Source organism: Agrobacterium sp. H141 (genome assembly GCF_057158725.1).
In genome coordinates this window covers 93625-119563 of the sequence record NZ_CM169893.1, presented here as the reverse complement: position 1 = coordinate 119563, position 25939 = coordinate 93625, and the positions used below count along the sequence as shown (strand labels likewise).

The 25939-nt window shown below is 55.3% G+C and carries 26 protein-coding genes; 18 read left to right on the top strand and 8 right to left on the bottom strand.

Annotated features, from left to right (window positions below):
* Positions 1 to 11: 11 nt before the first annotated feature.
* From rsmG to hemE, 6 genes are all read right to left on the bottom strand, one after another.
* The gene (rsmG, locus tag ACWPM9_RS00525; RefSeq protein ID WP_484756382.1) at positions 12 to 647 is read right to left on the bottom strand and encodes a 16S rRNA (guanine(527)-N(7))-methyltransferase RsmG; all 636 of its coding nucleotides are present in this window, start codon (positions 645 to 647) and stop codon (positions 12 to 14) included.
* A complete protein-coding gene (gene mnmG / locus ACWPM9_RS00520) occupies positions 640 to 2520 on the bottom strand; it encodes a tRNA uridine-5-carboxymethylaminomethyl(34) synthesis enzyme MnmG (protein ID WP_484756381.1) in 1881 nt (626 codons plus the stop codon). The genes rsmG and mnmG overlap by 8 nt, the downstream gene beginning before the upstream one ends.
* A 57-nt stretch (positions 2521 to 2577) precedes the next feature.
* A complete protein-coding gene (gene mnmE, locus ACWPM9_RS00515; protein WP_484756380.1) occupies positions 2578 to 3903 on the bottom strand; it encodes a tRNA uridine-5-carboxymethylaminomethyl(34) synthesis GTPase MnmE in 1326 nt (441 codons plus the stop codon).
* 129 nt (positions 3904 to 4032) lie between these two features.
* A complete protein-coding gene (rho, locus tag ACWPM9_RS00510) occupies positions 4033 to 5298 on the bottom strand; it encodes a transcription termination factor Rho (protein ID WP_428188380.1) in 1266 nt (421 codons plus the stop codon).
* Positions 5299 to 5489: 191 nt separating this feature from the next.
* Positions 5490 to 6026 carry a protoporphyrinogen oxidase HemJ gene (gene hemJ / locus ACWPM9_RS00505; RefSeq protein WP_484756379.1) on the bottom strand — a complete coding sequence of 179 codons (537 nt, stop codon included), beginning with the start codon at positions 6024 to 6026 and terminating at the stop codon, positions 5490 to 5492.
* Positions 6023 to 7057: a uroporphyrinogen decarboxylase gene (gene hemE / locus ACWPM9_RS00500; RefSeq protein ID WP_428188378.1), complete on the bottom strand. Its 1035-nt coding sequence runs from the start codon at positions 7055 to 7057 to the stop codon at positions 6023 to 6025. Before hemE ends, hemJ begins: the two co-directional genes overlap by 4 nt.
* Positions 7058 to 7459: 402 nt before the next feature.
* Between hemE and ACWPM9_RS00495 the strand changes: the two genes are divergently transcribed.
* The 5 genes from ACWPM9_RS00495 to dnaQ are packed head-to-tail and all read left to right on the top strand — an operon-like array spanning position 7460 to position 11068.
* Positions 7460 to 8281, top strand: a complete 822-nt coding sequence (locus tag ACWPM9_RS00495; protein ID WP_484757557.1) for a pyruvate, water dikinase regulatory protein — start codon at positions 7460 to 7462, stop codon at positions 8279 to 8281.
* Positions 8282 to 8316: 35 nt separating this feature from the next.
* Positions 8317 to 8916, top strand: coding sequence for a Maf-like protein (locus ACWPM9_RS00490; RefSeq protein WP_428188377.1), 600 nt, complete (start codon positions 8317 to 8319; stop codon positions 8914 to 8916).
* Entirely contained in the window at positions 8909 to 9769 is an 861-nt protein-coding gene (locus tag ACWPM9_RS00485; protein WP_484756378.1) for a shikimate dehydrogenase, read from the top strand. The genes ACWPM9_RS00490 and ACWPM9_RS00485 overlap by 8 nt, the downstream gene beginning before the upstream one ends.
* Positions 9766 to 10356 (top strand): dephospho-CoA kinase, encoded by a 591-nt coding sequence (gene coaE / locus ACWPM9_RS00480; protein ID WP_484756377.1) that lies wholly within the window; start codon positions 9766 to 9768, stop codon positions 10354 to 10356. Before ACWPM9_RS00485 ends, coaE begins: the two co-directional genes overlap by 4 nt.
* Before the next feature lie 7 nt (positions 10357 to 10363).
* Positions 10364 to 11068: a DNA polymerase III subunit epsilon gene (dnaQ, locus tag ACWPM9_RS00475; protein WP_484756376.1), complete on the top strand. Its 705-nt coding sequence runs from the start codon at positions 10364 to 10366 to the stop codon at positions 11066 to 11068.
* 53 nt (positions 11069 to 11121) lie between these two features.
* On the opposite strand, the gene secB is transcribed toward dnaQ, so the two are convergent.
* Complete coding sequence (secB, locus tag ACWPM9_RS00470) at positions 11122 to 11637, bottom strand: protein-export chaperone SecB (protein ID WP_428188529.1); 516 nt, start codon at positions 11635 to 11637, stop codon at positions 11122 to 11124.
* 51 nt (positions 11638 to 11688) lie between these two features.
* Positions 11689 to 12216: an FxsA family protein gene (locus ACWPM9_RS00465; RefSeq protein ID WP_484756375.1), complete on the bottom strand. Its 528-nt coding sequence runs from the start codon at positions 12214 to 12216 to the stop codon at positions 11689 to 11691.
* 124 nt (positions 12217 to 12340) lie between these two features.
* On the opposite strand from ACWPM9_RS00465, the gene ACWPM9_RS00460 reads away from it, so the two are divergent.
* From ACWPM9_RS00460 to ACWPM9_RS00400, 13 genes are all read left to right on the top strand, one after another.
* Positions 12341 to 13039 (top strand): Tim44/TimA family putative adaptor protein, encoded by a 699-nt coding sequence (locus tag ACWPM9_RS00460; protein ID WP_484756374.1) that lies wholly within the window; start codon positions 12341 to 12343, stop codon positions 13037 to 13039.
* Positions 13036 to 14154, top strand: coding sequence for a murein transglycosylase A (mltA, locus tag ACWPM9_RS00455; RefSeq protein WP_484756373.1), 1119 nt, complete (start codon positions 13036 to 13038; stop codon positions 14152 to 14154). Before ACWPM9_RS00460 ends, mltA begins: the two co-directional genes overlap by 4 nt.
* Positions 14154 to 14717, top strand: coding sequence for a Smr/MutS family protein (locus tag ACWPM9_RS00450; RefSeq protein ID WP_484756372.1), 564 nt, complete (start codon positions 14154 to 14156; stop codon positions 14715 to 14717). The genes mltA and ACWPM9_RS00450 overlap by 1 nt, the downstream gene beginning before the upstream one ends.
* Complete coding sequence (locus tag ACWPM9_RS00445; protein WP_484756371.1) at positions 14714 to 15067, top strand: helix-turn-helix domain-containing protein; 354 nt, start codon at positions 14714 to 14716, stop codon at positions 15065 to 15067. Before ACWPM9_RS00450 ends, ACWPM9_RS00445 begins: the two co-directional genes overlap by 4 nt.
* A 162-nt stretch (positions 15068 to 15229) precedes the next feature.
* Positions 15230 to 17665, top strand: coding sequence for a DNA topoisomerase (ATP-hydrolyzing) subunit B (gyrB, locus tag ACWPM9_RS00440; protein ID WP_428188368.1), 2436 nt, complete (start codon positions 15230 to 15232; stop codon positions 17663 to 17665).
* A 419-nt stretch (positions 17666 to 18084) separates the two neighbouring features.
* Positions 18085 to 19362 carry a polyhydroxyalkanoate depolymerase gene (locus ACWPM9_RS00435; protein ID WP_484756370.1) on the top strand — a complete coding sequence of 426 codons (1278 nt, stop codon included), beginning with the start codon at positions 18085 to 18087 and terminating at the stop codon, positions 19360 to 19362.
* 139 nt (positions 19363 to 19501) lie between these two features.
* The gene (locus ACWPM9_RS00430; RefSeq protein ID WP_428188528.1) at positions 19502 to 19933 is read left to right on the top strand and encodes a DUF2852 domain-containing protein; all 432 of its coding nucleotides are present in this window, start codon (positions 19502 to 19504) and stop codon (positions 19931 to 19933) included.
* A gap of 93 nt (positions 19934 to 20026) precedes the next feature.
* Positions 20027 to 20779 (top strand): M48 family metallopeptidase, encoded by a 753-nt coding sequence (locus ACWPM9_RS00425; RefSeq protein WP_484756369.1) that lies wholly within the window; start codon positions 20027 to 20029, stop codon positions 20777 to 20779.
* Positions 20780 to 20853: 74 nt separating this feature from the next.
* Entirely contained in the window at positions 20854 to 21528 is a 675-nt protein-coding gene (locus ACWPM9_RS00420) for a phosphoribosylanthranilate isomerase (RefSeq protein ID WP_484756368.1), read from the top strand.
* Positions 21525 to 22745, top strand: coding sequence for a tryptophan synthase subunit beta (trpB, locus tag ACWPM9_RS00415; RefSeq protein WP_428188364.1), 1221 nt, complete (start codon positions 21525 to 21527; stop codon positions 22743 to 22745). The genes ACWPM9_RS00420 and trpB overlap by 4 nt, the downstream gene beginning before the upstream one ends.
* A gap of 4 nt (positions 22746 to 22749) precedes the next feature.
* Positions 22750 to 23589, top strand: coding sequence for a tryptophan synthase subunit alpha (gene trpA / locus ACWPM9_RS00410; protein ID WP_428188363.1), 840 nt, complete (start codon positions 22750 to 22752; stop codon positions 23587 to 23589).
* A 41-nt stretch (positions 23590 to 23630) separates the two neighbouring features.
* Positions 23631 to 24527: an acetyl-CoA carboxylase, carboxyltransferase subunit beta gene (gene accD / locus ACWPM9_RS00405; protein WP_484756367.1), complete on the top strand. Its 897-nt coding sequence runs from the start codon at positions 23631 to 23633 to the stop codon at positions 24525 to 24527.
* 66 nt (positions 24528 to 24593) lie between these two features.
* Positions 24594 to 25937 (top strand): bifunctional folylpolyglutamate synthase/dihydrofolate synthase, encoded by a 1344-nt coding sequence (locus ACWPM9_RS00400; protein WP_484756366.1) that lies wholly within the window; start codon positions 24594 to 24596, stop codon positions 25935 to 25937.
* The last annotated feature ends 2 nt before the right edge of the window (positions 25938 to 25939 follow it).

Here is a 25939-nt window from a genome sequence, read left to right as displayed (position 1 = left end):
CCTGACTACAGTTAAACCCTACGCGAAAGACCGGTAATTTCCAGGATAAAGGAATCCGCCTCGATGGCGCTAGGATGTATTACCAGATCGAAGCGCCAGCGGTCACGCGCTTTGTCGACTTCTGCTACGTAATCCCGGCCTTTATGGAAGAAACACCGCGTATTTTCTTGCGCCTCTACCCATGGGATACTGAAACCCAATAATTTGTCGAGATCAGCGACGGCGCGCGCAGAAATAGCGTCGCAAGAAGGCAGTTTTTTTACGGCATCTTCAATGCGGCTGGTATGGACAGCTCCTCGAGCGCCAGTTTCCAACAACGCAGTCCGCAAAAACGCAGCCTTCTTGTGGTTGCTCTCGACCAGATCCACCCATCCGGCGTCGGACTCTGCCAAGAGAATGGCGGTAATGATCCCCGGAAAACCGCCCCCACTTCCAAGATCGATCCATTGTTTCGGTTGGGATACAATCTTCATCAGTTGAGCGCTGTCGGCAATATGCCGGGTCTGCAAATCACCCTTTGTTGAAGGCGCGACAAGATTGATTCGTGCAGCCCACTTCTGAAAGAGTTCTGAAAAATGCTGAAGCCTCTCAAACGTTTCACGTGAAACAGTGCGCCCCAAAACATTTTCAAGGTATTTTCTATCCATTGACAGTAATACCTCCTCTACCGCCCGCCGATTTCTGCAACAAACCAATAACAAGCGCGACCGCTGCCGGTGTAACGCCATCTATCTTCGAGAGCTGCGAAATGTTCTGAGGTCTATACTTCGACAGCTTCTGCTGCATTTCAATCGAGAGGCCTGGCAAACCTTCAAACTGAAAATCCACCGGAATGACCCGATTTTCTTCACGCCGTGTACGCTCGATATCATCGGCCTGCCGATCAAGATAGACAGCATATGTCGCAGTATTCTCAAGAGCCTCGACCACACAAGGCTCTATCGTCGCCAACTCTGGTAATGCTGAAGCCAGATCGGCGAAGCTGACCGCAGGGTATGACAGAAGCTCCATGGCCGATCTGCGTCGTCCATCTTGATTCACGTCCAGACCGATGCGCCGCGCGTCAGAAGGCGTGAGGGAAAGCGATGATAGGATAGCTCTGCCTGCTTCGTAGCTGGACGAGTATTGTCGAAACTTTTCCGATCTTGCTGTTTTGACGCAGCCGAGCTCCACCCCAATGGGCGTCAGACGCAAGTCTGCATTATCGGCCCTTAATGTCAGACGGTACTCAGCGCGCGACGTAAACATTCTATAGGGCTCCAGAACGCCCCGTGACGTCAAATCATCAATCATCACACCGATATAGGAATTGGTACGCGAAAACACATATCCATCCTGACCGGATACAAATCGTGCAGCGTTGATGCCGGCAACCAATCCCTGGGCTCCGGCCTCTTCATAACCGGTAGTGCCATTGATCTGACCTGCCAAAAACAGACCCTTCAAGGCGCGCAACTCCAAAGTCGGTTCCAGCTGCCGCGGATCTATGTAGTCATACTCAATCGCATAGCCTGGTTGGAGAATGGTGACATTCTCAAGTCCCGGGATGGTGTGAATGAACTCGCCCTGCACATCCTCAGGTAAAGACGTCGAAATTCCATTGGGGTAGACTGTATGATCCTCAAGGCCCTCAGGCTCGAGGAAGATCTGATGGCCGTCTCGATCACCGAAGCGCTGGATCTTGTCCTCAATTGAAGGGCAATAACGCGGTCCAATGCCTTCGATCTGCCCGGAATACATTGCCGATCGATGCATGTTATCACGAATGACCCGATGTCCGGCTTCCGTTGTCCGGGTGACACCACAATCAATTTGCCGATTGGTAATAGCATCGGTCATGAAGGAGAACGGTACCGGTTCATCATCCGCGCTCTGCCGGTCCAATGACTGCCAATCAATAGTACGACCGTCCAGACGCGCCGGCGTACCTGTCTTCAGGCGGCCGAGATCGAGACCCAATAGCGACAGACGTTCACTCAAGCCAAGTGATGGCGCCTCTCCCATTCGGCCAGCCGGTATCTTTCGATCGCCAATATGAATAAGCCCGTTCAGAAAGGTACCTGTTGTCAGCACCACCGCCCGGGCTTCGATTGTCCGTCCATCTCTCAGGCAAACGCCTGTAAGAACCCCTGACTTGACCTGCAGATCAAAGACATCACCCTCAATCACTTGAAGATTATTCGTTTCGGCAACGGCGTTCTGCACCGCGCTTTTGTAAAGTGACCGGTCAGCCTGCGTCCTGGGTCCGCGCACAGCCGGACCCTTTTTTCGATTAAGCAGCCGAAACTGGATCCCGCCTTTGTCTGCGCAAACACCCATCAGCCCGTCGAGAGCGTCAATCTCACGCACAAGATGTCCCTTGCCCAAACCACCAATGGCGGGATTACAAGACATGGCGCCGATAGTATCCGCCCTGTGCGTGATCAGGACCGTCTCCGCGCCAGTTCTGGCAGCGGCAGCGGCTGCTTCTGTGCCCGCATGGCCGCCACCAATTACAATGACGTCAAATTTATCGGTCATCTTTTCTCTCCAGAACAACAAACAGATTGCTCGAACGCACTGAGTGTTTCACGTGAATCATTTTCCAACACAAAACTCGGAGAAGATCGAACCCAATAACGTTTCGACATCGATTCGACCGGTCAATCGACCAATCGCGTCTCCGGCATTTCTGAGATATTCCGCTCGCACCTCTAATGCAAACTCTTCACCGCTAAGGGCTTGGTCTACAGCAGCATACACGTCACGCACGTGTTCAGCTTGCCTCAATCGGGCCGGCAGCATTCCCATCTCATGTCCGACATCGGCAACGATTGCCCTCCGCAATGCATCCAGCAATGTATCCAACCCAGATGAGTTCATTGTCGATATGATAACATCATAGCTGCAGCTCTCGGACGCTGCTGCATGTGCATCGCTTTTCGTTCCGACAGACAATAACGGAACCGAAATGTTTAGATCGGCCGCATCCATTGGTCTCCGGCCGATTTCAGACAGGCTCAAGACAAGGTTGCACTGTTCGAGCAGCGAGGTCGCCCGTCTGATGCCCTCAAGCTCAATCGCATCCGCAGTCTCGCGCAGACCAGCGGTGTCATACAATTGAACAGCATAACCATCAATATCCAGATCGCATTGAATGATATCGCGTGTTGTCCCCGCATGCTCCGTCACTATGGCTACATCACGTCTCGCTAAGGCGTTTAAAAGACTGGATTTTCCGGCATTCGGCGGGCCGATGATCGCCACCTTGAACCCATCACGGATGATTTCGCCGACATGGAATTGGCCAAGATGCCGTGCGATCTCAGCTCTCAATCCCTTCAGCTCATCCCAGATTTGATCACTAACCGAACCAGGAATGTCACCCTCATCCGAAAAGTCGAGCTCTGCCTCTATGAGCGCGCGAGACCGAATCAGTTGCGCGCGCCAAGCAGAGTAGAGCTCTGACAGATGACCGCCGCTCTGTTCCAGGGCCAACCGTCGCTGCATCTCGGTCTCAGCCGTGATCAGATCTGACAGCCCTTCAATCTCTACCAGATCCAGTTTGCCGTTTTCGAATGCCCGGCGTGAAAACTCACCGGCTTCCGCCATCCGGCAACCCGGATACTCGGAAATTGCCGCCAACAGCGCTCTAACGACGGCTTTGCCCCCATGAACCTGGAATTCGACGCTGTCTTCGCCCGTAAAGGAACGCGGAGCTCGAAATACCAGGATCAGTGCCTGATCGATGGGTAAACCATCACGGGAACGAATCGTTTTGAGGGTCGCAAGCCGATCTCTGGGAATGGACCCTGCAAGCTCATGACAAACATCCAATGATGCAGGTCCACTCACACGGATTACTGCCACCCCTGACGGTAACCCACCGCTGGAAAGGGCAAAGATTGTATCCCGTTCCGTCATGATCTCTTATTACGCTCCAGAACCAAAAAGCATCAACGTCATGACGCATTGAACATTCAAAACGACAATGGCGGAACGGACATATAATTGCCCGCTCCGCCACATCTCGACATCCCAAAAGGAATGGTATCAGGTATTCATCGAGTCGAAGAAATCACCATTGGTCTTGGTCTGCTTCAATTTGTCGATCAGGAACTCGATGGCATCAGTGGTGCCCATCGGTGCCAGAATACGACGCAGCACGAAGATCTTCTGCAGATCCTGACGTGGCACGAGCAGGTCTTCCTTACGTGTGCCGGACTTGAGAATATCCATCGACGGGAAGATACGCTTGTCAGCCACCTTGCGGTCGAGAACGATTTCCGAGTTACCAGTACCCTTGAATTCTTCAAAGATAACTTCATCCATACGGCTACCGGTATCGATTAGCGCCGTGGCGATAATGGTGAGCGAGCCACCTTCTTCAATGTTACGGGCAGCACCAAAGAAACGCTTTGGACGCTGCAGCGCATTGGCATCCACACCACCGGTCAGAACCTTGCCGGAGGAGGGCACAACGGTGTTGTAAGCACGACCGAGGCGCGTAATGGAATCCAGCAGAATGACAACGTCTCGCCCGTGCTCGACCAAACGTTTGGCCTTCTCGATCACCATTTCGGCAACCTGAACGTGGCGCACAGCCGGCTCATCGAATGTCGAGGAGACAACTTCGCCGCGCACGGAGCGCTGCATGTCGGTCACTTCTTCTGGCCGCTCATCAATGAGCAGCACGATCAGATAGCATTCCGGATGATTGGCCGTAATCGAATGGGCGATGTTCTGAAGCAGAACCGTCTTACCGGTACGTGGTGGCGCAACAATCAATCCACGCTGGCCCTTGCCAAGAGGAGCAACAAGATCGATGACGCGAGCGGAAAGATCCTTCGATGTCGGAATTTCGAGTTCCATCTTGAAGCGCTCATCCGGATAGAGAGGCGTCAGATTGTCGAAATGCACCTTGTGGCGGATCTTCTCAGGATCTTCGAAATTGATCGTGTTGACCTTCAGGAGGGCAAAGTAACGCTCGCCTTCCTTCGGTCCGCGGATTGGCCCTTCAACCGTATCACCGGTCTTGAGCGAGAACCGCCTGATCTGTGACGGTGAGATATAGATATCATCCGGGCCTGGCAGATAGTTGGCGTTCGCGGAACGTAGAAAACCGAAGCCATCCTGAAGAACTTCAACGACTCCTTCTCCGATGATCTCGACATCCTGGCTGGCGAGCATCTTGAGGATCGCAAACATGAGCTCCTGCTTGCGCATTGTGCTCGCATTTTCAACTTCAAGAGATTCGGCAAAGGCCAGAAGATCTGTCGGAGATTTGCTTTTAAGTTCTTGTAGCTTCATTTCAGCCATGAAGGGGACCACGTTCAGTTCTGCTGGGAAAGGCGTGCGATGTGGAATTCAATGCGATTTTTGGAACCGCATAATACAGAAAGCAACACATGCCACGAAGATGAGATGTGCGGAAAATAGCGATTTCAACCGCATACCGCAAGGTAAAAAGGAAAATGCGTTGATTTTATGCAACCGCATCGAAAATCAGCTCAAAACGGTTTCACAATTACCATTATCACGATGAAAATCATCAAAATCGTCGGAATCTCGTTGGCCAGCCGCCAAAAACGGGCGTTCTTGATGTAACGACCCTGCTCAAACGCAGTCACGGCTTTGGCGAAATAAACATGCGTCGCGGTCAGCAGGACCACAGCCAGCAACTTCGCATGCAGCCAACCGCCGCTGAAGCCGTAGATATCCCAAGCGATGAACAGTCCAAACAGCCAGGATAGGATCATGGCCGGTGTCATGATGATCCGCATCAGCCGCTTTTCCATCATGCTGAAGGTGCGCGCCTGGTCTGACTCCGGCTGACTGTCTATGTGGTAGATGAAGAGCCGCGGCAGATAGAGCATGCCGGCCATCCAGGAAATCACTGCAATGACGTGCAGCGATTTGATCCAGAGATAGCGCGTCCCTGGATCCATGAACATCAAACCGACTGCAGCAGCGACAAAGACGGTGAGCGCAATTCCGGCCCGCAGAGCAACACGACTGCCAGATTTGCGTTCGCCGTCCACGGTCATTGCCCGTAGCTCCGTACGCGCTCGACAAGCGTCGTCACGTTTGCCGGATCGGCCTGTGGGGTAATGCCGTGGCCGAGATTGAAGATCAGCGGACCATTGCCCAACTTGTCAAGAATACGATCGATGCCGTCTACCAAGGCCTGACCGCCCGCCACCACACGCATTGGGTCGAGGTTACCCTGGATGGGGCCGTCTTTCTGCAACTCTGCCGCAAACTCGAGCGGGACTGCCCAATCCAAACCGATCGCGTCCGCGCCGGTTTTCCTGCGATAATCTTTCAACAGCACGCCGGCGCCCTTAGCAAACGCAATTATCTTTGCCGATGGACGCCTGGATCGAACGATGTCGATCATCCGCGAAACGGGCTTCACACAGAACTTTTCAAACTCATCTTCGCCAAGCACGCCTGCCCAAGAGTCGAAAATCTGCACGGCGTCGGCGCCAGCATCAATCTGTGCAACCAGATAATCGGCCGAAATTTCAGCCAGCAGCGACAGCAGATGCTCAAATGCTTCCGGATGCCGATAGGCAAATAAACGCGCCGGCGCTTGATCAGGCGTTCCATGCCCGGCAATCATGTAGGTCGCGACAGTCCACGGAGCTCCGCAAAAACCAAGAAGCGTTGTTTCCTCAGGCAGCTCCCTGCGCAAGCGTCCAACTGTTTCCATGACAGGGGCCAGATAGTCGATGGCTCTACTTCCATCGAGTGTGTGGATCGTCGCCTCGTCAATGGGATCCATCTCCGGACCCTTACCTTCCGTGAAACGAACATTGCGTTTCAACGCATCGGGAATAACCAGAATATCGGAAAACAGGATAGCGGCATCAAATCCATATCGACGAATTGGCTGGTGTGTCACTTCCGTTGCAAAGTCCGGTGTGTAGCAAAGATTGAGGAAGCTCCCGGCCTTGGCTCGTGTTTCCCGATATTCCGGGAGGTAACGTCCGGCTTGTCTCATGAGCCAGACCGGTGGTGGCATCACCACCTGGCCATTGAGAACTTCGAGCATCTTACGACGTTTCTGGGTCACCACCACTTACTTTCAATAAAATAAAGAGAATCTGATTCTTCTTTTATTTCTAAGAGTCGGTGACTATCAAGGATTAACAATGTCGCACATTTCCTCCCCATCCTCGAATTCACCCACAGGCTTGCAATTCATTCGCGTGCAAAGAGATGATAAAATGGGGAAACGTCAAAAGTCGTTATATTTCACAAAGACTTAGTGCTTTCCGCTATATTCCCCCAACTGTGGATAAGCTGTGGAGTGCCTATAGCAACTCTATCTTATCCCCAGGACCCACATGACCCGATAACGTGAAGCAGACAGAGAGCACCATGTGGATAAACCGGTGGGTTATCCCGAGCCGGAACCACGACGTTGATGGTCGAGCTTGTTGTCCCGTGTTTTCAACAGCCCCAGGAGAAAAACGTGGAGAACAAGAAACTTTTCTTTCATCTGCACCTCATTTCTGACTCCACGGGAGAAACACTCATTTCCGCCGGTCGCGCAGCCGCGGCGCAATTTCAGTCCAGTGCGGCGATAGAGCATGTCTATCCGCTCATCCGTACCCGCCGACAGCTCGAACCCGTTCTGGAAGCCATAGATCAGAAACCCGGCATCGTGCTTTACACAGTCGTTGACAGAGAGCTTGCCGATCTCATCGACGAGCGATGCAAGGCCATGAGTGTGCCAAGCGTTAACGTGCTTGAACCCGTGATGGTGACATTTCAGACTTATCTCGGTGCACCGTCCAAGCGAAGGGTAGGGGCGCAACACGCGCTCAACTCTGAATATTTCGCGCGGATCGAAGCCCTCAATTACACCATGGATCATGATGATGGTCAGATGTCTGATGATTATGAAGAGGCTGATGTTCTGATCATTGGCATCAGCCGCACCTCGAAAACGCCAACCAGCATCTATCTCGCCAACCGAGGTATCAAGACGGCAAACCTGCCGATCGTTGAAGGCGTGCCATTACCCGCCAGTGTCCTTGAGGCGAAGAGACCTTTGATTGTGGGGTTGATTGCGACCAGCGATCGGATCTCGCAAGTCAGAGAAAACCGGGAACTGGGAGCCACCGGGGGCTTCGACAAGAGCCACTATACGGACAGGGCAACGATTGCCGAAGAGCTGAAATATGCCCGAGCCCTCTGCGCTCGATATAACTGGCCCATTATTGATGTCACGCGCCGGTCTATTGAAGAGACAGCTGCCGCCATCGTTGCCCTGCGGCTGAAGCTGCGCTAAGGCCGTTCCTGCCGCTAGCCTAATGGAAAATCACGATGAGCCGAATGTTGATACTGGCCTCCACAAGCCCCTTCCGGAAATCATTGCTGCAGAATGCCGGCATTAGCTTTTCGACAGAAGCCCCAGGCGTTGATGAGCGGGCGATAGAGGAAGCCAATGGTCTGGCTTCAATGTCTGCCTCAGACGTGGCAATCGAACTGGCAAAAGCCAAGGCGCTGGCAGTGAGCAGAAGACACCCCGATGCACTCGTCATCGGCTGTGACCAGACAATGTCACTTGGGGATAGGGCCTATCACAAACCGTCAGATAGAGGCATGGCTCGACGTCAGCTCATGGAATTGCGTGGACGGACCCATTGCCTCAATAGCGGTATTGTCATCGCCTCCGGTGGAAATGTGCTGTGGCAACAGGTTGAGACAGCTCGTCTTTCCATGAGAAATTTTTCGGAATCGTTTGTTGATCTGTATCTCGATCGTGTTGGCGACAGCGTCTTGCAGAGCGTCGGCGGCTATCAGTTGGAAGCCGAGGGCATCCAGCTATTTGACAAGGTGGATGGCGATTATTTCACGATCATTGGTTTGCCGTTGATCCCGCTGCTCGACAAATTGCGGGACCTGGGAGAATTGCATGCATGATTCACGTGAAACATTCTTAATGAAAGCTTTCGTTGCCGGCTATCCGATTAAGCATTCGCGGTCGCCGCTCATTCATAGATACTGGCTGGGTCAGCTGGGAATTGCCGGCGACTATGAAGCGGTAGCGGTCGAAGTCACAGATTTCGCCTCCTTTATTGCAAATCTCAAGTCGGGCGAATCCGGCTACCGGGGTGGCAATATTACCATCCCGCACAAGGAATCCGCCTTCCTTCTCGCTGACCGTTGTGACGATTTGGCCATGGAACTGGGCGCCGTTAACACCCTGTGGCTGGAAGATGGGATACTCTGCGCCACCAATTCGGACGGCATCGGTTTCGTTCGCAATCTCGACGAGCGCAGCCCCGGCTGGGATCAATGTAAGACCGCCGTCGTACTCGGGGCGGGCGGAGCAAGCCGCGCGATCATCCAGTCGCTTCGCGAGCGCGGTATTGCAAATATCCATGTGGTCAACCGAACTGCGCAACGCGCTATCGAGTTGGCAGATCACTTTGGATCTAGCATTCATGGCCATGCACTCGATGCTCTTGACGAGGTGTCGACTGGCGCTGGCCTGTTCGTGAACACCACGTCGCTTGGCATGGATGGACACCCCGTTCCAACATTGCCGCTGTCAAAATTGACGGGTGATGCAGTCGTGACCGACATCGTCTACACACCACTTGTTACGCCCATTCTCGAACAGGCGCAGCGCGACGGCTTTCGCACCGTCGATGGCCTGGGAATGTTATTGCATCAGGCCGGTACCGGTTTTGAAAAGTGGTTTGGCCAGATGCCAGTAGTCACCGAAGAACTGAGGTTTTTGATCATCAGCGATCTGGGGTTGAAGGCATGATCAAGCTCGGCCTCACAGGATCGATCGGGATGGGCAAGTCAACGACGGCACAGTTCTTTCGCGAAGCCGGTATTCCGGTCAATGATGCCGATCAGGTCGTTCACGAACTCTACCGGGGTAAAGCGGTCGCACCGATTGAAATCGCGTTTCCCGGCGTCGCCTCTAACGGCGTGGTTGATCGCCAGAAACTCGCCGATTATCTGTCGAGGAATCCGGCTAAGTTTGCGGAACTGGAGGCCATCGTTCATCCTCTTGTTCGCGCGGAAGAGCAGGCATTCCTGGTGCGCCAGAAAGAGGCTGGCGCGGATCTGGTGGTTCTGGACATACCCCTGTTGTTTGAAACCGGCGGGCAAGACCGCGTGGATTCCATTGTCGTTGTGACCTGCGATCCGGACATTCAGGAAAAAAGAGTGCTTGCGCGACCTGGTATGACGCGCGAAAAATTCGACATGATTCTGTCGCGACAAATGTCGGATAGTGAAAAACGCAGGCGCGCCGATTTCATCGTCGACACGGGACTTGGTTTCGAAGCTGCCCGGCAGGCCGTCGACAACATCATTCAGCAGTTGCGGCAACAGAAGGCATAATTCGACAATGCGTGAAATCGTCTTCGATACGGAAACCACAGGCCTTGAGTTCAAGAACGACCGCGTGATTGAAATCGGAGGCATCGAGCTTGAGAATCATTTCCCGACAGGCCGCAGTTTTCATGTCTACATCAATCCCGGTGATAGAAAAGTGCATCCCGACGCCCTGGCGGTTCACGGAATTACAGACGAGTTTCTGGCAGACAAGCCGCCATTCGCTGAAATTGTAGAAGATCTCAAGGCCTTCTTTGAAGGTGCTCGCTGGGTCGCTCACAATGCGACCTTCGATATGAATTTCATCAATGCCGAGTATGCAAGGCTTTCGCTACCGCCGGTGCCGATCGATCTTGTCACGGATACTTTGGCCCTTGCACGCCGCAAGCATCCCATGGGACCCAACTCCCTAGACGCCTTGTGCCGTCGTTATGGCATCGACAATTCGCATCGAAGCAAGCACGGCGCGCTGCTCGACTCCGAATTGCTGGCCGAAGTCTATATTGAAATGCTGGGCGGTCGACAGGGTGCGCTCGGCCTTGCGGTGATCGACGATTCCAAGTCGGACACCCGGTCGGACGATGATGCTGATGTTGTTGTCCAGATTGGTGCGCGTCCTAACGCACTGCCGACGCGGCTGACCTCCACCGAAATTGGTGCACATGAGAGCGTCGTAAAACGCCTCGGCAAGAACGCGATCTGGAAAAAGTTTCAATAAAAAAGCCCGGGTTGTGCCCGGGCATTTCTAAACTTGTCTTGGACGATCGGCTCTTAGTTAGGCGCTGATACCTGCGCTTTGGTGCGCTCCTCGGCCATACGCTGCGCAAACATCTGGGCAAAGTCGATCGGATCGATCATCAGTGGCGGGAAGCCGCCATTGCGTGTGGCATCGGCAATGATCTGTCGTGCGAACGGGAAAAGCAGGCGCGGGCATTCGATGAACAGGACCGGAAGCATGTGCTCTTGTGGAAAACCCACCACACGGAAAACGCCGCCGTAAACGAGCTCAGCTGCGAAAACGGTCTTGTCGCCGTCCTTGGCATCCGCATTCAACGTGAGAACAACGTCGAAATCGGTCTCAGACAATGGATTGGCGTTGACGTTCACATTGATATTGATCGCAGGCGACTTGTCGCGCGACTGAAGCGAACGCGGAGCACCCGGATTCTCGAAGGAAAGATCCTTGATATACTGGGCAAGAATGTTGATCGAAGGGCTTGCTGTTCCCTCTTTTTCTTCGGCCATAGGCTTGTCCTCGTAAGGTTGTGTTTGCAGGCCGTCTATCATTTCGGGCAGGGGCTTACAAGCCTTGCCGAGGTCCATCTGGACTACCGCGTATCAGCGTTTGTCTGACGTATCGTCCAATTTCCAGGGCGAATTCGGATCGCTGTTGCGGCTGTATTCGTCATCATCAAGATCAACCACCGGGCTTGGCCGATTGGGCTCTGCCTTGCCGCCGCGGCTGCCCGGCGAGCGTCCCGATGTGCGGACGAACACAATCCCGGGGCGAACATACGACCAGGCAAGGTCGCGGACAAAAGGAATGAACAACAGAAAACCGACGATATCCGTGAGGAAGCCGGGAATGAGAAGCAGGAACGCTGCAATCACGATCATCACGCCATGGGTGATTTCCCGCATCGCCTGCCCGTCTGCCTGATTGGCTTCCTCAAGTCTTTTGAGGATACCCAGTCCTTGACGTCTAAGCAGGGCAACACCCAGCAGGCCCGTGGCCACGGTCAGGCCCAATGTCGCCAGAACACCGATCGCTTTTCCAACGACAACGAAGCCAGCGATCTCTGCAAGCGGCAGGAGCAAAAATATAAGGAACCACGGACGCAATGGATTGGTCTCCGTTAGGGTCAAGGTAACTCTGAACAGGCATATGAACAGAGTGCACATAAAGAATGACGCTTCGCTATTTGAATGCGCCAGCAATGACCATTATATGGGAATGCTCAGCAATAATTAAAACGGTGACCGGAAAGCAATGGGATCGAACGAATTTGTAACTCTATTTTTCCTGGTAGCCGCAGTGCTTATCTTCTTGCAGCTCCGAAATGTACTCGGCCGTCGAACCGGAAGCGAGAAACCACCTTTCGATTCGTATAGCCAACGGGATCTTGCGAAAGGCCCGGGCAGTGAGGATGGAAAGGTCGTCACGCTGCCGAAGCGCGCTCCTGAAACAGCGGAAAACAGTTTCGCCAATATCGATGCCTACACCCCGGCCGGAACCGAGTTGAATGGCTCGCTTCGGGAGCTTGCCGCAGCGGATCCCAATTTTTCACCCAAGGAATTCCTCAACGGCTCTCGCATGGCCTACGAGATGATCGTCATGGCTTTCGCCGATGGCGACCGCAAGACGCTCAAGGGTCTTCTGTCGCAGGATGTCTATGAAGGTTTTGAATCCGCGATCACTGATCGGGAGACCAAGGGCGAGACCATCAAGTCCACCTTTGTCGGGATCGAGAAGGCCGATATCATTCATGCCAGCATCAAGGACAGCGAAGCGCATGTGACCGTGCGGATCATCTGCGAACTGATTTCCGCCACCTACGACAAGTCGGGAACTCTGGTCGATGGAGACGCCGATAATGTTGCGGAGGTCAATGATATCTGGACATTTGCACGCGACCTGCGCTCACGCGACCCGAACTGGAAATTGATCGCGACCGAATCGGAGCAATGAATTTGTCGGCTTCGGGCTACCGGTTTCGCGAGGCCAAATTTGATGAGCTTGAGGGTTGGACCGCTGATGATCCAACCCCGCTCTTTCCAGCCCTTCGAAATTGCATCGATCATATCCGCTCGGTCAAACCCTATCGCAAAGGTGCTCTTGGCCTGAGTGCGGAAGATCTCGTCAGCATTGCTGAAGCTCTTCCGGATAGCCTTCCTGATAATCCGGCAGCCGCCCGGTCTTTCTTTGAGCAGCATTTTCAGCCCTTCTTCATCGAAGAGGCGAATGGTTCGAAGGGGCTAGTCACCGCCTTTTACGAGCCGGAGATCGCTGTCTCGGCAATGCCCGATACCGAGTTCAAATATCCGATCTACGCCCGCCCCGCAGACCTCGTCGATATCGATGACAATCAGGCTGCCGAGCATCTGCAACCCGGCTACCGCTTTGCCCGGTCGAACGACGGTCGTCTCGAACCGTATCCGGATCGCCGCTCTATCGATCTTGGATATCTGGAAGGCAAGGGGCTTGAGCTTGCCTGGGCAAAGTCAAAGGTCGATCTCTTTTTCGTCCATATCCAGGGTGCGGCCCGGCTACGGTTTCCCGACGGCACCATCTCGCGCATCACCTATTCCGCAAAGGCCGGGCATCCCTTTTCCGCTATCGGGAAGTTGCTCGTGGACCGGGGGCAGATCCCCGCCTCTGAAATCTCGATGCAGTCGATCCGCAAGTGGTTGGCAGAGCATCCAGATGAGGTGGACGAGGTTCTATGGCACAATCGCTCCTACATTTTCTTCAAGGAAGTCGAGGTCGGTGATCTCACCTCCGGCCCGATTGCGGCTGCAAAAGTCCCTCTCGTTGCCGGACGGTCGCTTGCTGTCGACCGTGAAATCCACACCTTCGGTTTTCCGTTTTTCGTCCACTCAAAGACATTGACGCATCTCGATGACGGACACCCCTTTGGCAGGTTGATGCTGGCACTGGACACGGGCTCGGCGATTGTTGGTCCGGCGCGCGGCGACATCTTTACCGGATCGGGATTTGCCGCCGGCGAACTGGCAGGTACAGTGCGCAACGCCGCAGACTTTTATATCCTCATCCCCAAGTCGGTGGCTAAGAGGTATCGGTAGTGGCACGTGACCGTAAATTGAATTCGGAAGACCGCATCCTCTGGGGCAAGGTGGCGCGCAGCACGCGTCCCATGCCGGGGCGGCTGGAAGATCTGATCGAATTCGAGGCGGCCTTTATCGAGCCCGAGCCGGAGAACAAAGCGCTTCCGTCGAAGAAGGTCCCTGTTTCCCTTGCGGAAAAAGCGGCCCAGGCGGAAGCGGCAAAGAAAGACAGGCTTGTTCACCATCCGTTTGAGCGGCCGGTCAAACGGAAACTGTCGCGTGGCCATCTGCCGCTTGAAGCGCGCGTCGATTTGCACGGTCTCTACCAGAGCGAAGCGCATGGGGTTCTGCTGGATTTTCTGATGCGCGCCCATGATAGGGGAATGCGGCATGTTCTGGTGATCACCGGCAAGGGCAGTTCCATGGGCAGCGAAGGCGCCTTGAAGAGAGCCGTACCCTTGTGGTTTTCGAAGCCTGAATTCAGGAACCTCATTTCATCCTATGAGCCAGCTGCACAAAAGCATGGGGGCGAGGGTGCCATGTATATTCGCCTGGCGAGACATCGCGGAGAGAGCAGATGACGCCATTTGCCGAAACGGTCAGGGATCTGCGCCGGCGCAGGGGCGTGACGCAGAAGCAGATGGCCCTTGCGATTGGTGTCTCACCGGCTTATCTCTCGGCTCTCGAGCATGGTCGGCGTGGCAAGCCCAGTTTCGATCTGCTGCAAAGAGTGGCCGGTTACTTCAATATCATATGGGACGAAGCGGAAGAGCTGTTCAAGATTGCTGAAACGTCAGATCCCCGGGTCGTTGTCGACACCTCAGGACTTCCACCCGCCTATACGCAGATGGCCAATTGTCTTGCCCAAAAGATCCGCTCCCTGCCGCCACAAAGCGTCGAGGAGATCCAGCAGGTTCTAGATGGCGCTTAATGCATAGAAATATGATAACCCTTGCCGGCGAAAGGGCTTGTTTTACAGGGATGATACGCTGACGCGTATTTGGAACTGTAAGCAAACCACTTATAGTCGTCACCAAACGCGCCGCTGATTCGATTAGACGCGGCAAAGCAGAACGAACTGGAAAGATCAACCATGACCGATACCCCGATGAATGAGACCAGTGCCTCCGAAGAGTACGGCGCGGACTCGATCAAGGTGTTGAAGGGCCTCGATGCGGTGCGCAAGCGGCCTGGCATGTATATCGGAGACACCGATGATGGCTCCGGTCTGCATCACATGGTCTACGAAGTCGTGGACAACGCCATCGATGAAGCGCTGGCTGGCCATGCCGATATCGTCACGGTCACGCTGAACGCCGACGGCTCCGTCACGGTTACCGACAATGGTCGTGGTATTCCGACGGACATCCATACCGAAGAAGGCGTGTCCGCTGCCGAAGTTATCATGACGCAGCTTCATGCCGGCGGTAAGTTCGACCAGAATTCCTACAAGGTATCCGGTGGTCTCCATGGCGTTGGCGTGTCTGTGGTGAATGCACTCTCGACAAAGCTCAAGCTGAAAATCCGCCGCGCTGGCCGGATCAACGAGATGAGCTTTACCCATGGTGTCGCAGATGGTCCATTGGTCGTCACCGGAGAATATGAAGGCCGGTCCGGTACGGAAGTGACCTTCCTGCCAAGCCCGGAGACCTTCACCAATATTGAATTCGTCTACTCCACACTGGAGCATCGTCTGCGCGAACTGGCCTTCCTGAACTCTGGCGTGCGCATTCTTCTGACCGACAAGCGGCATTCCGACATCAAGCAGGAAGAGATGCTTTACGACGGTGGTCTGGAAGCTTTCGTTCAATATCTCGACCGCTCGAAAAAGCCGCTGGTGGAGAAGCCGGTCGCGATCATCGGCGAGAAGGACGGAATCACTGTTGAAGTGGCCCTCTGGTGGAACGACAGCTATCACGAGAACGTGCTCTGCTTTACCAACAACATTCCTCAGCGCGATGGCGGCACGCATATGGCGGGCTTCCGCGGTGCTCTGACCCGTCAGGTCACATCCTATGCCGATAGCTCGGGCATTATCAAAAAAGAGAAGGTCCAGCTTCAAGGCGAAGATTGCCGCGAAGGCCTGACAGCTGTGCTCTCCGTAAAAGTGCCGGATCCGAAGTTCTCCTCGCAGACCAAGGATAAGCTCGTTTCGTCCGAAGTTCGCCCTGTTGTCGAAAGCCTCGTCAACGAAGCCCTGAGCTCCTGGTTCGAAGAGCATCCAGCCGAAGCCAAGATCCTGGTCGGCAAGGTGGTCGAAGCCGCGATCGCTCGTGAAGCCGCGCGCAAGGCCCGCGAACTGACACGGCGCAAAGGGGCGCTCGACATTGCCTCGCTGCCGGGCAAACTTGCCGATTGCTCCGAGCGCGATCCGTCAAAATCCGAACTCTTCCTCGTCGAGGGTGACTCCGCCGGTGGCTCCGCCAAGCAGGGCCGCTCACGCGAAAAGCAGGCGATCCTGCCGCTGCGAGGAAAGATCCTCAATGTCGAGCGCGCCCGCTTCGACAAGATGCTGTCGAGCCAGGAAATCGGCACGCTGATTACCGCGCTCGGCACCTCGATCGGCAAGGACGAGTTTAACGCTGACAAGCTGCGCTATCACAAGATCATCATCATGACCGATGCTGATGTCGACGGCGCCCATATTCGCACGCTTCTGCTCACCTTCTTCTTCCGCCAGATGCCGGCGCTGATCGAGCGCGGTCACCTCTACATTGCCCAGCCGCCACTCTATAAAGTGTCGCGCGGCAAGTCGGTGCAGTATCTGAAGGACGAAAAGGCTCTGGAAGATTACCTGATCACAATGGGTCTGGATGACGCCACCCTGACGCTCGGTTCCGGTGAGGTTCGTGCCGGTCAGGATCTGCGCGAAATCATCACAGACGCCTTGCGCCTTCGTTCCTTGATCGACGGCCTGCACTCGCGCTACAGCCGCTCCGTTGTTGAACAGGCAGCCATCTCCGGTGCGCTCAATCCCGATCTCACCGATAACCCAGCCCGCGCGCAAGAGACTGCCGACGACGTGGCACGCCGACTGGATCTGATCTCTGAGGAAACCGAGCGCGGCTGGTCCGGCCATGTGACCGAAGAAGGTGGACTGCGCTTCGAGCGCACCGTCCGAGGCGTCAAGGAAGTTGCAAGCCTGGATGTGGCACTGATAGGTTCGTCTGATGCACGCCATATCGATCAGCTGACGCCACGTCTGAAGGACATCTATGCGGTCCCGCCGGAGCTCTCCCGCAAGGACGGTAATCTGGAAATCTCCGGACCGCGCGCGCTGTTGGATTCTATTTTCGCAACTGGCCGCAAGGGCCTGTCCATGCAGCGCTACAAGGGTCTTGGCGAAATGAACGCCGAGCAGCTTTGGGAAACGACGCTGGATCCGAACGTTCGCTCCTTGCTTCAGGTCAGGATCAACGATGCGACAGATGCGGATAGCCTGTTCTCCAGACTGATGGGTGACGAAGTCGAACCGCGTCGTGACTTCATCCAGGAAAATGCTTTGAGCGTCGCCAACCTCGATATCTGATATTGGCAGCATGGATCACATAAAACGGTGATTCACGTGAAACATTCATGATTCAGTAACGATTTTTCGCGCCCGCTTCCATGCGGGCGCAGCTTTTTCTGTATTCTGCTTTTGCAAGTGTTCGAAGGACCGCGCAGTAATTCGACGTCAGTCAAACCCCATGCCGCCGCGACATCAATTTGTCCGAGCCGCTGTAAATTCAGACTTTCTTGACCAGCTTCCGGCGGGAATATTTAACCCGAACATGATATGGCAGACAGCAGCGACAAATGAGTTGCCGCGTCCGCCACCCCCTACCTCCTTCGCAGGAGCAACAATACGGTTACCACGGCGTTAAACTCTGATAGTTTTGACGCCCGCTGATCCGGCGGACTGAAGACAATGCAATTCTGATACAATCGGAAAAGGTAACTCACCTGATGTTTTATCAAATGTACGAACTGAACCATGCCGCGATGGCACCCGTCCGCGCATCAGTGGACGCCATGCGGATGGCCATTGGAAATCCGTTGAACCCGGTTTCCCATACGGTCTTTGGTCGTACGATGTCAGCCGGGCTGGAAGTGTTCGAGCGTGTCACGCGTCGCTACGCCAAGCCCGAATTCGGTCTTCCGACCACGGAGATCAACGGCAAGACAGTTTCCGTGCATGAGAAGATTGTATGGCAAAAGCCGTTCTGCAATCTCATCAATTTTCAGCGTGTGCTGCCGCAAGGACATGGCGAAGATCCAAAGATCCTGATCGTCGCGCCGATGTCCGGTCACTACGCAACGCTTCTGCGTGGCACGGTTGAAGCGCTGCTTCCTTCCGCAGATGTCTACATCTCGGACTGGATCGACGCCCGTACAGTACCAGTCACCGAAGGTAGTTTCGATCTCGACGACTATGTCGACTATGTCATCGAGATGCTTCATCACCTTGGACCGAACACACATGTTGTCGCCGTATGCCAACCATCCGTGCCGGTACTGGCTGCGGCAGCCGTGATGGAAAGTGCAGGGGACCCGCTTTCGCCGGCATCCATGACCTTGATGGGCGGTCCGATCGACACGCGAATCAATCCGACTGCCGTCAACGAATTGGCGCAGAACAAACCGCTGCAATGGTTTGAGGATAATGTCATCATGAATGTACCCTGGCCGCTGCCGGGTTTCATGCGTCCGGTCTATCCGGGCTTCCTCCAGCTCTCCGGCTTCATGTCGATGAACCTTGATCGCCACGTGATTGCGCACAAGGACTTCTTCATGCACCTCGTCAAGAACGACGGCGAGCCGGCAGAAAAGCATCGCGACTTCTACGACGAATATTTGGCGGTGATGGATCTGACGGCAGAATTCTATTTGCAAACCGTCGACACCGTCTTCATCAAGCACTCGCTGCCGAAGGGTGAGATGACCCATCGTGGCAAGCTGGTCGACACGTCTGCGATCCGCAATGTAGCGTTGTTGACCGTGGAAGGCGAAAACGACGACATCTCCGGTGTTGGCCAGACCCATGCAGCCCAGACGATCTGCACCAATATTCCGGATCATATGCGCATGCATTATGTGCAGCCGGACGTCGGACACTATGGTGTCTTCAACGGTTCGCGTTTCCGCCGGGAGATCGCACCGCGCATCATCGCCTTCGCCAACGAGCATTCTCAGCATTCGGCGCCTGCCGTGAAACGCGTGATCAAGGGCGGTCGTTCTGCCTGAAATGACCCTCCGATTTAGCCAAGTCTAATCAGGTGTTTGCCCGTTTTGCCGGGCATTCATCTTGAATGGACGGCCCTCAGCGACCACATCAAACTCATCGGGATGCATGTCGCGCCCGAGGAAAAAGAGGTAGTTGATGATGAATCAGTCAGCATTGTTGCGCCCGGATTGGACGCCGGCTACCGTAGCCCTGATGGTGCTCGGTTTCATGGTCTTCTGGCCGCTCGGTCTCGCCATGCTCGCCTATATTCTGTTCGGCGAACGCTTCAAGGATTTCAAGCGCGAAGCAAATAGCGCTGCCGATGGCATGTTTTCGAAATTCGGTGGCAAATGCCGCAGCGGTCGCGGTTACAACTTCACAGGCAATGTCGCCTTCGATGATTGGCGCAAGAACGAACTCAATCGCATTGAAGAAGAGCGTCGCAAGCTCGATGCAATGCGGGCCGAATTCGATGACTATATGCGCGAGCTTCGCCGAGCCAAGGATCAGGAAGAGTTTGACCGCTTCATGCGTGATCGCAACAACCTGAAGCGCAATGACAATACGGGCAACGCCGAAGGCTTTGCATAAGGTCTCCATGCCCTGTCGATGAACAAGGCCGGCATCCAACGATGCCGGTTTTTTTGCGCCTTGATATTGTCTCGAATCGGCTAAAGAGAACACATGGTCTTTCTTCTCAACAGAACTTCCAGACGCCAACCGCCGGTCCTTGATCGCGTCCTCAATCTGGAGGGACGATCTGTGCCGTTGACGGTGCGGGAGAATGCGCGCTCCACACGCATAACCCTTCGCATCGAACCCGGCGGCAGAGCGCTGAAAATGACAATACCGCCGGGCATCGGCGAACGCGAAGTCAGCTCCTTCATCGAGCGCTATCGCGGCTGGATGACCACACGCATTGCCAAACTTGATGTCCATCCCGGACTTGGCGACGGCGCGGAAATCCTGTTGCGAGGCGAGGCTCACCGCATTCATCACACAGGCGGGTTGCGCGGCCTGACCGAGGCGACGGTGATCGACGGTGTCCCGGTCCTCAAGGTCAGCGGGCTTGAAGAGCATATGGGGCGGCGCATTGTCACCTTCCTCAAGAAGGAAGCGCGCAAGGATCTTGAGACACTTGTTGCGCGTCACACAAAAGCGGTTGGCCGACCGGCAAACAGTCTCACCCTCAAGGATACCCGCAGCCGTTGGGGCTCCTGTTCCTCGGAAGGCAACTTGAGTTTCTCATGGCGCATTGTCATGGCGCCACCTTTTGTGATCGACTATCTGGCGGCACATGAAGTGGCACATCTCAGGGAGATGAACCACGGACCCGGTTTCTGGTCGCTCTGCCGCTCGCTTTGTCCGGATATGGACAATGGCAAGAAATGGCTGAAGCGCAATGGCTCTGCCCTTCACGCCATCGACTTCGGCTGATCAAGACGTATTCGTGAACCGCCTTTGTCGTAAATTGGCTCGACTCGCGCGCTATTTCGTGCGACTTCGCAGCGATGAAGCCTGACGTCAAAATCTGCGGATTGAAAACAGCCGAAGCGGTGGAACATGCGGTCCATCGCGGCGCAAGCCATATTGGCTTTATCTTCTTCGGCAAAAGTCCCCGCAACATCGAACCAGACCTCGCGGGCGATCTTGCGGATCAAGTTCGCGGCAAGGCCAGGATCGTTGCCGTTACGGTCAACGCCGATGACGAAGAGCTGGATGAGATCATTGCTTTTCTCCGACCAGACCTCGTTCAGTTCCATGGTTCCGAAAGCCCGGAACGACTTCTCCATGTGAAGGCCATGTACGGCCTTCCGGCGATGAAGGCTTTTTCGGTGCGCGAAGAGGGCGATCTGAGGCGTGTAGACCCGTTTATCGGCGTTGCCGATCGCTTTTTGTTCGATGCAAAACCGCCTGCAGGATCCGATCTACCCGGCGGCAATGGCGTGTCATTCGACTGGCGCCTGCTGCGTGGACTTGACGCGGAGGTCGACTACATGCTTTCCGGTGGCTTGAACAAGGACAATATTGCCGAGGCGCTGGCGGAAACCGGCGCGAGAGGTATCGACGTTTCGTCTGGAGTGGAAAGTGCGCCGGGCGTGAAGAATTTGCAAATGATCGACGCGTTCTTTGATGCCGTCGATAAAGTGGTGTCCCAGCCGGCACCTGCAGGGAGAGCGAAGTGAACGAGAATCTGAGACCGAATTCATTCCGCGAAGGTCCGGACGAAGATGGCCGCTTTGGTATTTTTGGCGGACGTTTCGTCGCCGAGACCCTGATGCCATTGATCCTCGAACTGCAGGACGAATGGGACAAGGCCAAGAACGATGCGGAATTTCAGGCAGAGCTCGCTCATCTGAATACCCATTATACCGGACGGCCAAGCCCGCTTTATTACGCAGAGCGGCTGACGGAAGAACTCGGCGGCGCGAAGATCTACTTCAAGCGCGACGAGCTCAATCACACCGGCTCCCACAAGATCAACAATTGCCTCGGTCAGATACTGCTGGCCAAGCGCATGGGCAAGACCCGGATCATCGCAGAAACCGGCGCTGGCCAGCATGGCGTTGCCTCGGCAACCGTTGCTGCCCGTTTTGGAATTCCTTGCGTTGTCTATATGGGTGCCACCGATGTCGAACGACAGGCACCGAACGTCTTCCGGATGAAACTGCTGGGCGCTGAAGTGAAGCCGGTCACCTCCGGCCATGGCACACTCAAGGATGCCATGAACGAGGCCCTTCGCGACTGGGTCACCAATGTCGACGACACCTACTACATGATCGGTACTGCAGCTGGTCCGCATCCTTATCCGGAAATGGTCCGCGACTTCCAGTCTGTGATCGGCCGTGAGGCACGCGAGCAGATGGTCGCGGCCGAAGGTCGCTTGCCGGACCTGCTGGTTGCAGCCGTTGGCGGCGGATCGAATGCCATTGGCCTGTTTCACCCGTTTCTGGACGACGAGTCCGTGCGGATGATCGGGGTTGAAGCCGGCGGCAAGGGTCTGGACGGTGAAGAGCATTGTGCCTCTCTGACAGCGGGTTCGCCGGGCGTTCTGCATGGCAACCGCACCTATCTGCTTCAGGATAGCGACGGCCAGATCAAGGAAGGCCACTCCATTTCCGCGGGTCTCGATTACCCCGGAATTGGCCCCGAGCATTCGTGGCTGAAGGATATGGGCCGCGTCGAATATGTGCCGATCATGGATGATGAGGCGCTCGCCGCTTTCCAGATGCTGACCCGCACCGAAGGCATTATCCCGGCGCTCGAACCGTCTCACGCCTTGGCCGAAGTGATCAAGCGCGCGCCGACGATGAGCAAGGACGAGATTATTTTGATGAATCTGTGTGGCCGCGGCGACAAGGACATTTTCACTGTCGGCAAGATTCTCGGCATGGGGCTCTAAGAACATGACCAAACGGATGGATAAACGTTTCGCCGATCTTAAGGCTGCAAACAGACCCGCGCTCGTGACCTATTTCATGGGCGGCGATCCCGATTTCGATACCTCGCTCAAGATCATGAAGGCTCTGCCTGAGGCGGGCTCCGATGTAATCGAGCTTGGAATGCCGTTCTCGGATCCCATGGCCGATGGACCTGCGATCCAGATGGCTGGTCAGCGCGCTTTGAAAGCCGGCCAGACGCTTCAGAAGACCCTGGAGCTGGCACGCCTGTTTCGTGAGACCAATCAGGACACACCGATTGTTCTGATGGGCTACTACAATCCGATCTACATCTACGGCGTCGAGAGATTCCTCGATGAAGCCGAAAGATGCGGTATCGATGGCCTGATCATCGTCGATCTGCCACCTGAAATGGATGACGAACTGTGTGTGCCGGCACGCAAGCGCGATATCAATTTCATCCGCCTGGCAACGCCGACGACCGACGCCAAGCGTTTGCCGATGGTTTTGCAAAACACCTCGGGCTTCGTCTATTATGTCTCGATGAACGGCATTACGGGATCGGCATTGCCGGATACGGGCAAGGTTGCTGGCGCCGTTGGCCGGATCAAGGAGCATACCGATTTGCCGATCTGCGTCGGTTTTGGCGTCAAGACGGCAGAACATGCACGGTTGATCGGCAGCAGTGCCGACGGTGTTGTTGTCGGTACGGCAATCGTCAACCAGGTGGCGCTTACGCTCGACAAGAATGATGCAGCGACCGCAGACACCGTTCAGGCTGTTGCAACCCTCGTGCGGGGCCTCGCAAGCGGCGTCGGCGAAGCGCGTATGGCAGCAGCCGAGTAACCACCCTATATGATGACCAAGGTCAATCAGGAGTAATTCAAGTGAACTGGATCACCAACTACGTTCGCCCGCGGATCAATTCCATGCTGGGCCGTCGCGAGGTCCCGGAAAATCTCTGGATCAAGTGCCCGGAAACCGGGGAAATGGTCTTTCACAAGGATCTGGAAGACAACAAGTGGGTCATTCCCGCCTCTGGCTATCACATGAAGATGCCGGCGAAGGATCGTCTGATCGATCTGTTCGATGGCGGACAGTATGAGGCGCTGCCGCAGCCAAAGGTCGCGCAGGATCCGCTGAAATTCCGTGATTCCAAGAAATATGCCGACCGACTTCGCGACAGCCGCACCAAGACGAACCAGGAGGACACCATGCTCGCCGGCGTCGGCAAGGTTCAGGGCGTCAAGCTGGTGGCTGTTGTCCACGAATTCAACTTCATGGGCGGATCGCTGGGCATTGCCGCTGGTGAAGCCATCGTCAAGGCATTCGAGCGTGCAATCGCTGAAAAGTGCCCTCTGGTCATGTTCCCGGCTTCAGGCGGCGCACGCATGCAGGAAGGCATTCTGTCACTGATGCAGCTTCCGCGTACGACTGTTGCCGTGGATATGCTGAAAGAAGCAGGTCTCCCCTATATCGTGGTCCTGACAAATCCCACCACCGGAGGTGTGACGGCGTCCTACGCCATGCTCGGCGATCTCCACATTGCCGAACCGGGCGCAGAGATCTGCTTTGCCGGCAAGCGAGTGATCGAACAGACGATCCGTGAAAAGCTTCCTGAAGGTTTCCAGACCTCGGAATACCTTCTGGAACACGGCATGGTGGACATGGTGATTCCCCGCCATGAGATTCCATCGACCCTTGCCAGCACTCTGAAAATCATGATGAAGCTGCCAGCAAATGAGAGCAAGACCGTGGTCGTGCCCGAAAGCAACGCAGCCTGAGCATAATGCCCTGACACGCAATCGATCTGTGCTCCTTCAGGGTTGGGGCATGCGGGAACGCCACCCATGACCAAGAACGTATACGACGAGGCGGAGCGAGAGATCGAAAAGCTGATGGGGCTCCACCCCAAGGGCTTCGATCTGTCGCTCGACCGCATCAGCCGACTGCTGGAAACGCTGGGCAACCCGCATCTCAAGCTTCCGCCAATCATCCATGTCGCCGGCACCAACGGCAAAGGTTCGGTCACGGCCTTTTGTCGCGCGCTGCTGGAGGCCTCCGGTCTCAGCGTGCATGTCCACACGTCGCCGCATCTGGTCCATTGGCACGAGCGCTACCGTCTGGGCGTAAGGGGCGGACAAGGGCAGATCGTCGATGACGCGTTGTTTGCCGATGCGCTGCGCCGCGTGGCCGATGCCAATGCGGGTGCAGCGATTACCGTTTTTGAAATTCTGACGGCAGTGACATTCATCCTGTTTTCCGAGCATCCCGCTGATGTGGCTCTGATTGAAGTCGGGCTGGGCGGACGCTTTGATGCAACCAATGTCATCCCCAATCCTGCCGTTTCGATCATCATGCCCATTTCGCTGGACCATGAGGCCTATCTGGGTGATCGCGTCGAACTGATTGCCGCCGAAAAAGCAGGCATCATGAAGAAAGACGTTCCGGTCGTCATCGGCCACCAGGAGCATGATGCGGCGCGAGACGTCCTTGTCTCGACAGCTGAGCGTCTGGGGTGCCCGCATTATGTCTACGGGCAGGATTTTTCTGCCCATGAGGAAATGGGACGATTGGTCTATCAGGACGAGGATTCACTGTCAGACCTGCCATTGCCGAAACTTTCAGGTCGTCATCAATACGCCAATGCCGCAGCTGCCATACGCGCTGTCAAAGCGGCAGGTTTTCCGGTGACGGATCAGATCGCGGAGCGGGCCATGGCGAGCGTCGAGTGGCCCGGCCGCTTGCAGAAGCTTACCCATGGCGCATTGTTCGATCTGGCGCCCAAGGGTGCTGAGATCTGGGTCGATGGCGGTCATAATCCCGGTGCCGGCGAGGCGATTGCCGAAGCCATGGCCGGTCTTGAGGAGGCGCAATCGAGGCCTCTCTATCTGATCTGCGGCATGATCAACACCAAGGATCCCGTTGGCTATTTCAGTGCCTTCACCGATCTCGCCATCCAGGTGTTCACCGTGCCGATCCGCGGAACGGATGTAGCTATCGATCCTGTGGTTCTCGCGCATTCCGCCTTCGATGCCGGACTGGTCGCAGAGCCGGCAATGACGGTTGGAGAAGCGCTTGAGGCGATAGCCGACCGTATTGACGCGGACGATACGCCGCCGCGCATATTGATTGGCGGTTCGCTCTATCTTGTCGGCAATGTGCTTGCCGACAATGGCACACCGCCCAAATAAAA